This window comes from Frankiales bacterium, assembly GCA_016125335.1.
Taxonomy (GTDB): Bacteria; Actinomycetota; Actinomycetes; order S36-B12; family CAIYMF01; genus Longivirga.
Genome location: WGLY01000021.1, coordinates 18,705 through 32,261, shown reverse-complemented (window position 1 = coordinate 32,261; position 13,557 = coordinate 18,705). Strand labels below are relative to the sequence as shown.

The window sequence follows — 13,557 nt, the reverse complement described above, 5'->3', positions numbered from 1 at the left end:
TGGAGGGCTTAGCCCTTCAGGTAGCTCTCGGTCAGACCGGAGCTGATTCGCCGATGGAAGATCATCACGAGGATCACCACGGGCAGGACCGCCACAACTCCTGCGGCTGCCTGGTAGGTGTACGGGGGGTCGCCCCCGATCCCCGTCGGCGAGTTGATGTAGCCGATGCGTCGCGTGATGGTGACCGCACCGTGGTTCCCGAGCACCACAGCGAACAGGAACTCGTTCCAGACGCTGATGAGGAGCAGGAGGCCCGTCGCCGCGATGCCCGACGCAGCGGACGGGATCGTGACGCGGACGAGCGTGCCGAGCCGCGAACATCCGTCCATGCGGGCGGACGACTCGAGCGCCGCGGGGACGTTCTCGAAGATCGACTTGAGCAGCCAGATGGCGAGGGGCAGCGAGAACGCCACGTTGGCGATCACGAGGCCCTGGATGGTGTCGGTCAGGCCGATCCCGTTGTAGACGAACAGCAGCGGGATCATCAGGACCATCGCCGGCACCGTGTACGTGAACATCAGCGCGCCGATCGCGATGGACTTGCCCGGCACCCGCAGACGAGCGAGCGGGTAGGCGGCCATCCCGGCGAGTACCAGCGTGATGACGGTCGTGGCGACGGTCACCACCAGGCTCACTCTCAACGAGCCCTGCCACTCCGGGCTCGAGAAGATGTCGGCGAAGTGGTGCAGGTCGAGGTTCGCCGTGAGGCGCAACGGGATCGACGTCACCGCAGACTCCGGCTGCAGGCTCGCGATGATGATCCACAGAGTCGGGCCGACCGACCAGAGGATCAGCAGGGCGACGAGGACGCCTCCCACGACCCGACGCACGCCACGGGGGAGCTGGCGCCGCCGCCGAGGACGCTCGGCTCGCTCGGCTGATCCGTCTGCCGCGCGACCCGGTCGCTGCGCGACGGCGCTGGGGTCGAGGACGAGTCGGTCGAGGTCGTCATCGGTGAACACGGGCCGCGGGGTCCGGCGCCGGCCGAGGTAGGCGGCAGCCAGGCTGAACGCGATGATCACGACCATCAGGAACAGCGCGAGCATGGCCGAGTAGCCGAGGCTGAGGTTGTTGAAGGCCGAGTTGTAGATGTAGTAGGCGATCGTCGTCGTCTCGAGCCCGGGGCCGCCCCGCGTGAGCTGGAACAGCAGGTCGAAGACCTGAAGCGAGATGATGATCTGCAGGATCGTGGCGATCATGAGGGTCGGGCGGATCGCGGGCAGGGTGACCGCCCGGAAGGCCTGTCCGGGTGTGGCGCCGTCCATCGTCGCCGCGCGGTAGAGCGCGCTGGGGATCGACTTCAGCGACGACAGGATGATCAGTGCCAGCAGCGGCGCGGAGCGCCAGGCCGTGGCGAGCACCGCGATCACGAACGCCTTGCCCGGGTCCTCCAGCCACGGGACCGGTCCGTGGACCAGTCCGAGTCCGCGCAGGATGTCGGTGACGATGCCGAAGCTCGGCTGGAACATGAACCGCCAGAAGAACCCCGTGACGATCGGGGCGATGGCCCACGGGAGCAGCAGGGCGACCGCGAGCGGGGCGCCCCACCGCTTGGCCCGGTTCAGCAGCATCGCGGTCGCCAGCGCCAGCGGCACCGTGATCGCCGTCGCCGCGACGGCGAACAGGATCGTGCGCGGGATGGACGCCGTGAAGTTCGTGTCGGCGAGCATCCGACCGATGTTGCCCGTGCCCACGAACCGGGTCGGGCCGTCCTTGAGCAGCTCGATCCGGAACAGGCTCATCCCGAAGACCGAGGCGATCGGCGGAACCGCGATGAGCAGGATCAGCACCGCGGCCGGCAGGAACATCAAGGAGGAGAAGCGCCGCTCGCTCATGCGATCCACGCGTCGGGTCAGCCCTTGGAGAGGCCTGCGCCGCACCGGCGGAGGAGGCAGGGGCTGGACGGTGACGCTCACACCACTCCTTCGACCGGTCCTCGAGACCCGGCTCTGGTCGCTCCCCCGATGACTCAGGGGAGTCTGGACGGCAGGAGGTCGCGTGTCAACAGTCGGCACCGCAGTTTCATTTCTGTGACCTGACGTGTCCGACGACGGCGCTTCCTCGACTGCGGATCCGTGGACTACGGACGCGTCACGATGGTTGACACGTCGAGTGCCGTGCGCGAGGGTTGTGCCATCAGGTAAGACCGTCGTTTCGGTGCACAGAACGCATGACCCGGATCACCGCACGCCGGGGAACCATGACGGGGCAACCCACGGACTTCTCGAGACGGACCGGAGCCCATGGCACTTCACACGTCCCCCGACGCGCACCGACCTGTGCCGCTGCCGGCCTCGGGGGTGATGGTCCCGCTCGTCACGCCACTGCTCCCCGACGGCCGGGTCGACCTGGACTCGCTGAGCTCGCTCCTCGAGTTCGCGATCGAGGCGGGGGTGGACGGCGCCCTGGTGCTGGGCTCGTCGGGCGAGTGGCTGTGGCTGTCGGCCGACGAGCGCGCGCGGGTCGCAGCCCACGCCGTCGAGCACTACGCGCACCGGACCCACGTGATGCTCGGCGTCCCGAGCCATGGGACGGCAGACGCGGCGAACGCCGCGCGGGACCTCTCGGCGCTGAGGCCCGGCTCCCTGCTCGTGTCGGCCCCCGCAGGGGAGAGGCCGTCGCCCGAGGAGCTGGTCCGCCACTTCGGCGCCGTCGCATCGGTGGTCACGACTCCCGTGGTCGCCTACGAGGTGCCCACACGCGTGGGCACGGTGCTCGGGGCGGCCCTGGTGCGGCGCCTGGGAGAGGCCGGGATGGTCGCGGGCGTCAAGGACTCCTCGGGCGACCTGGTCGGCGGCCGGATGATCAGCGAGGCGACGCGCCACCTGCCCGGCTTCGTCCGCTACTCCGGGTGCGAGCAGTGCATCGACGCCGCGATGCTCGGCGGATACGACGGGACCATCGCCGGACTGGCCAACGTGTTCCCGGAGTTCCACGTCGAGCTGGTCCGCCGAGCCTCGGCGGGCGACTGGGTTGGTGCCTCCGAGCTCCAGTCGGCTGTGGTGTCGCTGCTGGACCTGTACTTCCACGCGCTGCCCGACGCGAGCTTCTCCGCGCAGTTCTTCGCGGTCGTGAAGGAGGCTCTCGTGCAGCGCGGGGTCATCGCCCACGCGACGACCAGCCACCCGCTGACGCCCGCCGACGACGGCATCCGTCGTCACGCCGCCCGGCTTCTCGAGCAAGGGGCAGAGCTGCGCGAGCGGCTGCTGGCGCCCACGGCCCTCCCGGCGCCGTGACCGCACGCGCCCTCGACGTCGGCGACGGCTGGAGCGTCGGGCTCCACGAGGTGGGCAGCGGCGCCGGACCCGTCCTGGCGGTGCTCGGCGGCGTCCACGGCGACGAGCTCGAAGGAGTCGTGGCGGCTCGGCGCGTGCTCGCGCTCGCCGAGCGGCTCGCGGGCGAGGGACGCCTCTCGGGCACACTGCGCGTCGTGCCCGTCTGCAACCCTCCCGCCTTCGAGGCTCAGACACGCACCAGCCCGGTGGACGACGCCAACCTGGCCCGGGTGTTCCCTGGCTCCGCCCAGGGAACGGTGACGAGTCGCATCGCTCACCACCTGACCCACGAGGTGATCCGCGGCGCGGACCTGATGGTGGACCTGCACTCCGCGGGGCTGCACTACTCGATGCCCGTGTTCGCCGGCTACGTCGACGGCGTCCCCACAGCGCCACGGTCGGCGGAGGCGGCTGCGGTGTTCGACGCGCCGCTGCTGTGGCGGCACGAGGGCTCGGGCGAGGGACGCAGCATGTCCGCGGCGGAGAGCCTCGGCGTCCCGTCCATCTACGTCGAGGGCAGCGGCGGCGGGGGGCTCGTGGGAACCGACGTCGACGTCTACGTCCGTGGTGTCACCCGCCTCCTGTCGTGGCTGGGCATGACTCCTGACCATCTCGCACCACCGTCGGGGGCTCGGTTGCTGTCCGGGGACGACGGCGATGTCGACGCATCGCTCACGACCCCCGTAGCCGGCCTCTGCGTCACCCGCGTGACGGCCGGGGACGTCGTACAGCCCGGTCAGCTGGTGGCTGAGGTGCTCGACGACCGTGCGGAACTCGTCCACGAGGTCAGGAACCCGCGCCCGGAGCCTGCGTCCGTCATGATGCTGCGACGCACGGCGCGCGTCGTCGCCGGCGACGGCATCGCGATGCTCGGTCCCGTCCCGCGCGACCTGCCCGGAGTGCCCGCGTGAGCGGCGTGACGGGCGACCGGCCGCTGGAGGGCCGCGCCGCGCTCGTCACCGGCGGTGGCACCGGCATCGGCGCGGCGATCTCGGTGCACCTGGCCGATCTCGGTGCCGACGTCGTGATCGCCCAGAGCACCGAGGAGAAGGCGTCGTCGTCCGTCATGCGCCTCCAGGCGCCGGGGAGGTCGCTCTCCGGCGTGGGAGGCGATCTGGCCGGCGCCGACGCGTGCAGACGAGTCGTCGCCACCACGATCGAGCGGCACGGCCGGATCGACATCCTCGTGAACAACGCCGGCGTGACCGGCCCGGCAGCCACCGGGCCGCTGCTGGACTTCACCGACGAGCACCTCGACCGGGTCGTCGACGTCAACCTGAAGGCGGCCTTCCGGTGCGCACGCGAGGCCGCCCGGGACATGGCGCTGCGGGGCTCCGGCGTGGTCGTCAACGTCTCCTCCGTGGGTGCGTACGCCGCGCAGCACCACGCGACCGCCTACGTGGCCGCCAAGGCGGGGATGTCGGGCCTCACCAAGGGGCTCGCCTTCGAGCTCGCGCCGCTGGGCCTGCGAGTCGTGGGCGTGGCTCCCGGCGACATCGACGTGGCGGTGCCACCCCGGCCGGAGGCGGGCACTCCTCTGCGGACGGACTGGTGGGTGCGCAACACGCCGTTGGGCCGTCGGGGGACTCCGGAGGACGTGGCGTCCGTCGTGGCCTTCCTCGTCTCCGACGCGGCTGCTTTCGTCACGGGCGAGACCGTCGTGGTCGACGGCGGCTGGCTCACCTACTAGGCAACCAGAGCGCCACGCACGCGGCAGACCGGGTGGTGGCCGGGAGGTGGATCGATGAGGGTGCTGCAGATCGGCGGCGGCTCCATGGGGACCCGGCGCATGCGCGACCTGCACGGTCGTGCGGGCGTCGAGGTCCGTCTGCTCGACGAGCGTGAGGACCGCCGGGCCCGGGCGCAGGAGCGCTTCGGCGTGCTCGGGTTCGCCGAGCCGGAGGCGGCATGGGCGTGGGACCCGCACGTCGTCGTCGTGTCGACGCCCCCGGACCGCCACGCCGATCTCGTCCGGACGGCGCTCGAGACCGGCCGGCACGTCTTCTCGGAGGCCGACATCTGGCCGGTCGACCCGGTCGAGGTGCAGGTCGCGCAGGACCGCGCGGGCGTCGTGATGGCGCCGTCGGCGACCCTGCTGTTCCATCCGGTCGTCCGTGAGGTGTCCCGCGTGGTCGAGCAGGAGCTCGGCCGCGTGCATGCGTTCGGGTACGTGCTCTCGGTCGACGAGCGCAGCTGGCACCCGGGCGAGGGCGCGGAGTACTACGCCCGGCACCGCTCCACGGCCCCGGCCCGGGAGATGGTGGCCTTCGAGCTGATCGCCCTGCACGGCGTCTTCGGTCCGTTCTCGTCGGTCTCCGGCCGTGTCGACCGGCGGGGCTCGCTGGAGCTGGACGCGGAGGACACCTACAGCCTGCAGCTGCTGACCCGCGACGGCGTGACAGGCCAGCTGACGGTCCTCATGGCCTCCCCGCAGGTGGCGCGCCGGGGCTGGGTGGCCGGCGACGACGGCTTCGTCGCCTTCGACCTGCTGGCCGGCTCGGTCGAGCGCCGGCTGCCGGCTCGGGGCATCGAGGACGAGCGCGTCATCGCGGACTGGGCCGACGCCCTCGAGGGGGTCTACGACGAGGAGATCTCGACGTTCCTCGCTGCCGTCGAGGGTCACGCCGCTTGGCCGTTCGACGCCTCCGCCAGCGCCAACGTCTGCGCCACCCTGGCGGCTGCCGAGCTGTCGATGCTGTCGGGCCGGCACGAGCCCGTCCGACCCGGGATGCGTCCCGCGCCCGTGCCCGACGCCTACGCGGCGACATGAGGCTCCTCCCCGAGGTCCACCTCGTGGGCAGCGGCGCCCTCGGGTTCGGCATGACGGACCCGCACGACTCGCACGTCTACCTCGTCGCTGATGGCGGCGACGCCGTCCTCGTGGATGCCGGCTGCGGCCTGCAGACGGCCGCCATCGCGGCCAGGGTGGCCGCGGCGGGGGTGGCGCCGGGCACGGTGTCGCGCATCCTCCTGACCCACGCGCACGCGGACCACGCGGCGGGTGCGCTCGGCCTCGCGGAGGCTCTCGGCGCGCGGGTCTGCGCGTCGGAGGCGGTGGCTGCCGTGCTCGCCGACGGCGACGAGGTGGCCTCGGGCCTGCGCGACGCGCGTGCCGCCGGGACGTACCCGCCGGAAGTCCGTCTGTCCCCCACCCCGGTCGAGGTGCTGGCCGACGGCGACGAGCTCGCGGTCGGGTCGCTCGTCATCACGGTCCTGGAGACGCCGGGGCACGCGGACGGGCACCTGGTGTACCTCCTCCACGGCCCCGGCGGCCGCGCCGCATTCACCGGCGACCTGGTGTTCTCGCGCGGCAGGGTCGCGGTTCTCTCGACTCCCGACTCCCGTCCCGTCCAGATCGGGGAGAGCATCCGCCGGCTGTCCCGCCACGACCCGGACACGCTCCTGCCGGGCCACGGGTCGGTGGTGCTGTCCGGTGCCGCCGAGCACCTGCGGACGGCGGTCGCCGCCTTCGACGCCGGCGGGCTGCCCCCGCCGCTCGTCACATGACCGCCGTCCCGCAGCGGACCATCGGCGTCGCCGGTCTCGGCTCCATCGGTCGTCGGCACGCGCGGGTGTTCGCCAGCATCGAGGGCGTGTCCGTGGTCGCCTATGACCCCGTGCCGTCGCCACCGGACGACGGCGTCGCGGTGCAGCAGGTCCCCTCGCTGGAGGCGCTCCTGGACCGGGGCCTGACCGGCCTCGTCGTGGCCTCGCCCGACCGGTTCCACGCCGAAGCGACGGTTGCGGCCTGCGAGGCCGGCGTCCCCGTCCTGGTCGAGAAGCCGCTGGCCGCTTCCTCGGCCGAGGCAGGGCGGATCGTGCGGGCGGCGTCGGACGCGGGCGTGCCCCTGCTCGTGGGGTACGTGCTCAGGTCCTACCGCTGCATGCGCCGGGCGCACGGCCTCATCGCCTCCGGCGCGATCGGTGAGCCGGTGTCCTTCCAGGCGATGCTCGGCGCGTACGAGACCCTGGTCGTGGCCCGCAACCGCTTCGGCACCGCCGAGGAGGGCCGGCTGTACTTCGACTACAGCCACGAGTGGGACTACCTGCGGTGGCTCCTCGGACCGGTCGAGGGCGGCTTCGCCCTCGCGCGCGAGGCCGGGGACCTGCCGCTGTCGCAGCCGCCCAACGTCGTGGACGCGGTGCTGTCCCTGCGCTCGGGCGTCACCGGGACCGTCCACCTCGACTACGTGCAGGCGCGCGGCCGCCGCAGCTTCACGGTCGTGGGCGACCGCGGATCGGTCTCGGTCGACGTCGGGACCGGGACGGTGATGGTCGTGCGAGGCGCCGCACCGCCGAGCGTCGAGGATCACGGGCAGGCGCGGGACGCCGCGTTCCGCGACCAGGCCGAGCACTTCCTGCGGGTCGCCGACGGTCGGGAGGCCCCGCGTGCCGACGCCCACGACGGGCTCGCCGCCGTGTGCGTGGCCGAAGCGTTGCGGGAGTCCGCCTCGACCTGCGCATGGCAGCTCGTGCGGGAGCCCGTGGCGACCGAGACCTGAGAGCCGCGCCCGGGCACCGCGTCAGTGCGCGGTCCACCCGCCGTCGACGGGGATGTTGACCCCCGTCACGTAGTCCGACGCGTCCGAGGCGAGGAACACCACCGGTCCCTTGATGTCATCGGGGCCCGCGAGGCGTCCCAGCGGCACGCGCTGCTGGTAGTTCCGCACGAACTCCTCCGGTTGGTCCGGGGTCGCCAGCCCTCCGGGGCTCAGGCAGTTCACCCGCACTCCCGCCGGCGCGTAGAACATGGCCAGGTAGCGGGTGAAGCTGATCATCCCGCCCTTGTCGTACGCGTAGAAGGCGGGATTGGTCATGCCGGTGTCGCCGTACAGCGAGAAGTCGGGACCGACGACGCCGTAGATCGACGCGATGTTGATGATCGAGCCGGAGCGCTGCTCCACCATCACCTCTCCGACCTCGCGGGTCATGAGGAACAGCCCGGTGGAGTTGACCGTCGACGTCGCGACCCACTGCTCCCGCGACGTGTGGTCCATGTCCCCGCCACCACGCGCCACCGCGTTGTTGACCAGCACGTCGATGCGGCCGTGGGCGCGCCGGACGTCGTCGCGCACGGCCCTGACCGACTCCTCGCGAGTGAGGTCGAGCGGGTGGGCGGTCGCGGACAGGCCCGCCGACCGCAGCTCCTCCGCCGCGGCCTCGCAGGCGTCGACGCCGCGGGCCGCCAGGACGACGTGCGCACCCGCCTCGGCGAGCGCCTGGGCGATGTGGCGGCCGTAGAGACCGGCACCACCGGTCACGATCGCCACGCGACCGTCCAGGGAGAACCTGGCCTCACACCTGTCCACGCAGCACTCCCTCGATGTCCTGGGCCGTGATCACGGTGACCTCGGGCGCCCCGTCCGTCGCGACCAACCGTTCGAGGGCGCCGGAGTCCTTCCAGCCGGCGCCGGTGGCGACCAGCACCACGCGGTCGTCCGGGCCGAGGCGCCCGGCGCGGGCATCCGCCAGGGCGCCGGCGAGCGCCGTGGCGCCGGCCGGCTCGACCAGGAGCCCGTCCTCGCGTGCGAGCAGCCGCTGCGCCTCGTCGACGTCGGCGTCGTCGACCTCGGTGAGGTGGCCGGACGAGCCGGTGACCGCCTCGGCGGCGCCGGGGCCGTCGAACAGCACTGCGACCTGCAGGCCGGACACCCGCGTCGTGACCGGGCCCGGCAGCCCCGAGAAGTCCCCGTGGAGCGCGCGACGCAGCGTCGCGCACCCGCTGGGCTGCACGGCGACGATGCGCACGCCGTCAGCAGCCGCGCGGAACCCGCGACCCAGTGCCGACAGCAGGCCCCCGCCGCCCACCGGGCAGTAGACGACCGTGGTGGACGGTCGCGCCTCGGCGATCTCGTACGCGATGGTCGCGGCCCCCTCCATCGCCTCCGGCGAGTAGGCGCCGCCCGTCAGGAAGGGCAGCACGCCGTGCTGCGCGGCGTGGTCCGCGACCGCACGGGCGGCCGTGCGGGTGGAGCCGGCGTCGTGGCCGATGCCATCGACGAGCAGCACCCGCGCGCCGAGGGCGCGGATCTGCAGGAGCTTCTGCGGGGCGACGTCCGACAGGGAGAACAGGGTGAGCGGGAGGCCTGCTCGGGCCGCGTACGCCGCGGCCGCCGCACCGCCGTTCCCGGACGACGTCCCCGCCAGCCCGGCGAGGCCGCGCTCCACGGCCAGCGTCACCCCCACGGAGGCGATGCGGTCCTTGAACGACCCTGTGGGGTTGAGGTGCTCGCACTTGACCTCCGCGGACTCGACGCCCAGCAGCGAGCGCGCGCGGTCGCCCAGGGGCACGAGCGGCGTCCCGCCCTCGCCGAGCGAGACGGCACGTGCGGGGTCGCGCACGGGCAACCGGTCGCGCCAGCGCCACATGCCCGAGACGCCCTCCACCGGGGCCACGCGAGAGGTCGTGTAGTCGACGACCAGCTCGCCGCCGCAGGTCTCGCACGAGTACCGGAGCGGACCCGGCGCGCGGGTGCGGCCGCACGCCCGGCAGCGCAGCTCCCAGTGATCCCTGCCCACAGTGCTCCCGTCCGTCCCCGGCCCGCGCACGAGTCCTGTCCGTGCCCGTGTCAGACCGTCATCGGCACCGCGTGCCGTGGCAGCGACGAGACGTCCACGGGGCAGATGCCCGGGGTCGCGACCTCGATGACCTCGCCTGCGACGTCCTCGTACGCACCGCGCCAGGCTAGGGCGCCCTTGACCACGACGATGGAGGCTCTGCGCACGTCGACCCCCACGGACGAGAGCTGCTCGGCGTGGAACGGTGGGGTCGCCCGCTCCGTCACGACGAGGGTGTTGCCCCTCACCGACAGGACGGCGGTGGCGCCCATCGAGAACGAGCGCCCCGCCATGTAGTAGCCCTCGGCCCGGTAGGCGCCGTCGGTGAGCCGTTCGACGGTGCCGCTGACGCGGACCGGCGCGCCGTGGAGCCGGTCGGTCTTGCCGCCCACCACCGTGTCGATGCGCGCACCCACGCCGAGCCGGTGCGCCTCGAGCGCGACCTCCCGGTCGGCCAGGGTCACGACCGCCCCGGTGGCACCGGCGCGCAGCAGCTCGCGCAGCAGAGCCGTGCCGTCGCCGGGGCTCCCTCCGCCGATGTTGTCCGCGACGTCGGCCAGGAAGACGGGCCGACGGTGGGACTCGAGCGCCCGGGCGACGGCCGCGGCGGGTGCATCGCGCACCACGGCGAACTCCTCCGCATGCGCGGCGATGTCCGCCACCGTCGCGTCCAGCACGTCGTCCGCAGCTGCCTCGGATCCCTCGTCGTAGACCGCGAGCACGCTCATGCCCGCTCGCTCCACGTCGCTGTAGCCGAACCCGCCGACGATGGACACGCGGGCGATGCCCGCCTCGCGGGCCCGGACGGTCGCAGCCTCCTGCAACCGCCTCATGGGGCCGTCGGAGGTCGCCTGCGCGAGCGGGCACACGAGGAGCGGCAGCTTGCGCAGCCCCGTGCGGAGACGGCGACCGCGCAGGACCTCCGTCATGAGCCCGGCCACCTCGGCGCCGCGCTCCCGCATGTCGACGTGCGGGTAGGTGTCGTAGCTCACCAGCACGTCGCTGGAACTCACGAGCTCGGGCGAGGGGTTCGCGTGCAGGTCGAGGACCGCCCCCACGGGGATCTCCCCCGCCACGTCGCGCACGACGGAGAGCGTGGCAGCCTCGACGTCCTCGACACCGGAGGCGACCATGGCTCCGTGGAGGTTGACGAGCAGACCGTCCAGCGGCCCGGCGGCGCGCAGTCCGTCGCGGACCCGGTCAAGCAGGTAGTGGATCGCCTCGGACTCCGTGGGGCCTGACGGCCAGGCGCCCGCCGAGAGGACGGGGACCAGCTCGAGGTCCGGATCGTCGTAGAAGCCGCCGATGACGGTCCCCGTGCCGTAGTTCGCCGACGCCAGGTCCTCTCCCGCCGCGAGCTCGAAGGCTCGGTAGTCCGCGAGCGTCGTCGGGCGGTTGGAGAAGGTGTTCGTCTCGTGCCACATGCCGACGACACCGACGCGGTGGGTCACGGGCGCTCCGCCCCCACCGCCTGGTCGAATCGCTCCAGCGTGTCGGCCAGCTCGTCCGGCCCATGAGCGGCTGACACGTACCAGATGCCGCGACCGGCCACCCACAGCCCGTGATCGGCCAGGCGGTCCGCCAGCGCGGCGTAACGGACCAGGTCGAGGCTCTGCAGCTCGCGGAGGTCGTGCACCCTCTCGGGCGAGCCGAACGACACGTGGAACGCGGCCGGAACGCCCTGCACGTGCAGGTCGAGACCGCGGGCCTCACCGATCTTGCTCAGCCCGCTCATCAGCTCCGCGCCGTACTGCTCCACGCGCTCGTAGGGCGGTTCCCGGTCGAGCTCCTGCTGGGTGGCCACCACCGCGGCCGCGGCCATGACGGCCGCGTTGAAGGTGCCGGAGTGGTTCACCCGCCCTGTGCCCAGAGGCTCGAGCAGGTCGGCACGGCCCAGCAGTGCGCCCACCGGCCAGCCGCCCGCCATCGCCTTGCCGTAGGTGGCCAGGTCCGGCGTGACGCCGTAGCGCGCGGCGGCACCGCCGCGCGCGAGCCGGAAGCCGGTGATGACCTCGTCGAAGACGAGGACCACTCCGTGCGCGTCGCACAGCTCGCGCACGCGCTCGAGGTAGCCGGGACGGGGCTCGATCGACCCGGCGTTGATCATGACGGGCTCCATGATCACCGCAGCGACGGTGTCGCCCACCGAGGTGAGGAGCTGCTCCAGCGCCGCGGCGTCGTTCCACGGCAGCACGTAGGACTCGGCCAGGCTCGAGGCGAGCTGCCCCTCGCTGGCCGGGACTGCCCGACCGCCGTCGAGACCCATGAGCACGTTGTCCAGCCACCCGTGGTAGTGACCTTCGAAGTGCACGAAGTGCGTCCGCCCCGTCGCCGCCCGTGCCACGCGGAGTGCGGCCTGGACGCACTCGGTCCCGGTCGCCCCGAGGCGTCCCTGATCGGCCCACCCCACCGCGGCGAGCAGGCGCTCGACGGCGTCCACCTCGAGCTCGTGCTGGGCGCCGTACACCATGCCGCGCTCGCAGGCCGAGGCCACCGCGCGACCGACCCCCGCGTGGGCGTGGCCGAGGAAGCACGGCCCCTGGCCGAGGACGTAGTCGACGTACTCGTTGCCGTCGACGTCCCACATCCGCGGCCCGGCCGCACGGTCGAAGAACACCTGCGGCGCCGAGAGCCGGACGTTCGAGTTGACCCCGCCGGGGATGGAGCGCAGGGCCCGCTCCCGCAGGAGCACCGACTGGTTCCGGATGGGGCTGTCAGCCACGCGGGGCTCTCCCTTCGAGGCCCGGGCACCGTGCCGGGAGCCGGCTGCGAGGACCAGTCTGTTCTAGTAGATGGAACAGCGCTCATCACTAGATGAAACATCGTGGACGGTAGCCGCGACCGGGCGCTCCGGTCAAGAAGCCCGAGGGGCCGACCGGGACGAGACGACGATGATCAGGCGGGGAAGCCCTGGTAGCTCTTGACCAGGGTGGTGGCGGTCTTCTGGAGCTGGCGGACGACCGCGGGGACGGCAGCCTCGGACAGCCGGTTGGACGGGGCGCTCACGCTCAGGCCGGCGAGGAAGGGCAGGCCGCGCAGGGGCACGGCGACGCACCTGCCGTCCGACTGCGCCTCCAGGTCGTCGAGCGCGAACCCCTGCTCGGTCACCTTCGCGATCTCGCTCAGGTAGGCCGTGGGGGTCGTGATGGTGCGCGGGGTGAACGACGGCATCCCTTCGCCCGCAAGGATGGCGAGCACCCTGTCCTGCGGAAGGCCGGCGGCGATCACCTTCCCGAGAGCGGTGGCGTGCAGCGGCCCACGGTCGCCGACGCGGGCGGCCAGCCGCATCATCTGCTGGCACTCGACGACGGCGACGTGCACGACCTGCCCGCCGTCCAACGTCCCGATGTTGACCGTCTCGTTCAGCCGGTCGCGCAGCTGCTCGAGCACCGGCTGAGCCCGCTCGAGGAACAGCTCCATCTGCCGGGTGCGCTGCGGGCGGAACGCCAGGCCCAGCCTGAACAGCCCGGTCTCGGCGTCGCGCTCGGCGTAGCGACGGGCCTCGAGCGCCAACAGGTAGCGGTAGGCCGAGCTCTTGGGCAGATCGGTCGCTGCGGTCACGTCGACGAGCGAGACCCCGTCCGGCTCCGTCTGCAGCAGGTCGAGGATGTCGCACACGCGCTCGACCGCGCGGATGGGGTACATGGCGCCGCCACTCTGGCTCTCGCTCGCGCCCATGCTGACTGCTCTTCCTCGACTAGATCCACCCGTGCCGACAGTTGGC

At 72.6% G+C, this 13,557-nt stretch carries 12 protein-coding genes; 6 read left to right on the top strand and 6 right to left on the bottom strand.

Translation table 11 applies throughout. The features are described 5' to 3' along the window. Positions 1–8: 8 nt before the first annotated feature. Positions 9–1,835, bottom strand: a complete 1,827-nt coding sequence (locus GC157_12280; GenBank protein MBI1378242.1) for an ABC transporter permease subunit — start codon at positions 1,833–1,835, stop codon at positions 9–11. Between the two features lie 408 nt (positions 1,836–2,243). Here GC157_12280 and GC157_12275 point away from each other — a divergent pair, with 408 nt between their 5' ends. The 6 genes from GC157_12275 to GC157_12250 are packed head-to-tail and all read left to right on the top strand — an operon-like array spanning position 2,244 to position 7,777. After that, complete coding sequence (locus GC157_12275) at positions 2,244–3,236, top strand: dihydrodipicolinate synthase family protein (GenBank protein MBI1378241.1); 993 nt, start codon at positions 2,244–2,246, stop codon at positions 3,234–3,236. Continuing rightward, the gene (locus GC157_12270; GenBank protein ID MBI1378240.1) at positions 3,233–4,186 is read left to right on the top strand and encodes a hypothetical protein; all 954 of its coding nucleotides are present in this window, start codon (positions 3,233–3,235) and stop codon (positions 4,184–4,186) included. The genes GC157_12275 and GC157_12270 overlap by 4 nt, the downstream gene beginning before the upstream one ends. Next, positions 4,183–4,965, top strand: coding sequence for a glucose 1-dehydrogenase (locus tag GC157_12265; GenBank protein MBI1378239.1), 783 nt, complete (start codon positions 4,183–4,185; stop codon positions 4,963–4,965). The genes GC157_12270 and GC157_12265 overlap by 4 nt, the downstream gene beginning before the upstream one ends. A 54-nt stretch (positions 4,966–5,019) precedes the next feature. Beyond that, positions 5,020–6,045 carry a hypothetical protein gene (locus GC157_12260; GenBank protein MBI1378238.1) on the top strand — a complete coding sequence of 342 codons (1,026 nt, stop codon included), beginning with the start codon at positions 5,020–5,022 and terminating at the stop codon, positions 6,043–6,045. After that, positions 6,042–6,782 (top strand): MBL fold metallo-hydrolase, encoded by a 741-nt coding sequence (locus tag GC157_12255; GenBank protein ID MBI1378237.1) that lies wholly within the window; start codon positions 6,042–6,044, stop codon positions 6,780–6,782. Before GC157_12260 ends, GC157_12255 begins: the two co-directional genes overlap by 4 nt. Further along, positions 6,779–7,777, top strand: coding sequence for a hypothetical protein (locus GC157_12250; protein MBI1378236.1), 999 nt, complete (start codon positions 6,779–6,781; stop codon positions 7,775–7,777). The genes GC157_12255 and GC157_12250 overlap by 4 nt, the downstream gene beginning before the upstream one ends. A 21-nt stretch (positions 7,778–7,798) precedes the next feature. Here GC157_12250 and GC157_12245 read toward each other — a convergent pair whose 3' ends face one another. The 5 genes from GC157_12245 to GC157_12225 all read right to left on the bottom strand — a co-directional run bounded on the left by GC157_12245 (position 7,799) and on the right by GC157_12225 (position 13,511). After that, the gene (locus GC157_12245; protein MBI1378235.1) at positions 7,799–8,584 is read right to left on the bottom strand and encodes an SDR family oxidoreductase; all 786 of its coding nucleotides are present in this window, start codon (positions 8,582–8,584) and stop codon (positions 7,799–7,801) included. Further along, entirely contained in the window at positions 8,571–9,794 is a 1,224-nt protein-coding gene (locus GC157_12240) for a pyridoxal-phosphate dependent enzyme (protein ID MBI1378234.1), read from the bottom strand. Before GC157_12240 ends, GC157_12245 begins: the two co-directional genes overlap by 14 nt. A 50-nt stretch (positions 9,795–9,844) precedes the next feature. Next, positions 9,845–11,284, bottom strand: coding sequence for a hypothetical protein (locus GC157_12235; GenBank protein MBI1378233.1), 1,440 nt, complete (start codon positions 11,282–11,284; stop codon positions 9,845–9,847). After that, a complete protein-coding gene (locus GC157_12230; protein ID MBI1378232.1) occupies positions 11,281–12,540 on the bottom strand; it encodes an aminotransferase class III-fold pyridoxal phosphate-dependent enzyme in 1,260 nt (419 codons plus the stop codon). The genes GC157_12235 and GC157_12230 overlap by 4 nt, the downstream gene beginning before the upstream one ends. 188 nt (positions 12,541–12,728) lie before the next feature. Next, complete coding sequence (locus GC157_12225) at positions 12,729–13,511, bottom strand: helix-turn-helix domain-containing protein (protein MBI1378231.1); 783 nt, start codon at positions 13,509–13,511, stop codon at positions 12,729–12,731. Positions 13,512–13,557: the final 46 nt, after the last annotated feature.

Bases quoted from the DNA above. Each gene is read 5' to 3' on its own strand.
- GC157_12280 (MBI1378242.1), bottom strand. From the start codon at position 1,835: ATGAGCGAGCGGCGCTTCTCCTCCTTGATGTTCCTGCCGGCCGCGGTG.
- GC157_12250 (MBI1378236.1), top strand. From the start codon at position 6,779: ATGACCGCCGTCCCGCAGCGGACCATCGGCGTCGCCGGTCTCGGCTCC.
- GC157_12255 (MBI1378237.1), top strand. From the start codon at position 6,042: ATGAGGCTCCTCCCCGAGGTCCACCTCGTGGGCAGCGGCGCCCTCGGG.
- GC157_12260 (MBI1378238.1), top strand. From the start codon at position 5,020: ATGAGGGTGCTGCAGATCGGCGGCGGCTCCATGGGGACCCGGCGCATG.
- GC157_12225 (MBI1378231.1), bottom strand. From the start codon at position 13,511: ATGGGCGCGAGCGAGAGCCAGAGTGGCGGCGCCATGTACCCCATCCGC.
- GC157_12275 (MBI1378241.1), top strand. From the start codon at position 2,244: ATGGCACTTCACACGTCCCCCGACGCGCACCGACCTGTGCCGCTGCCG.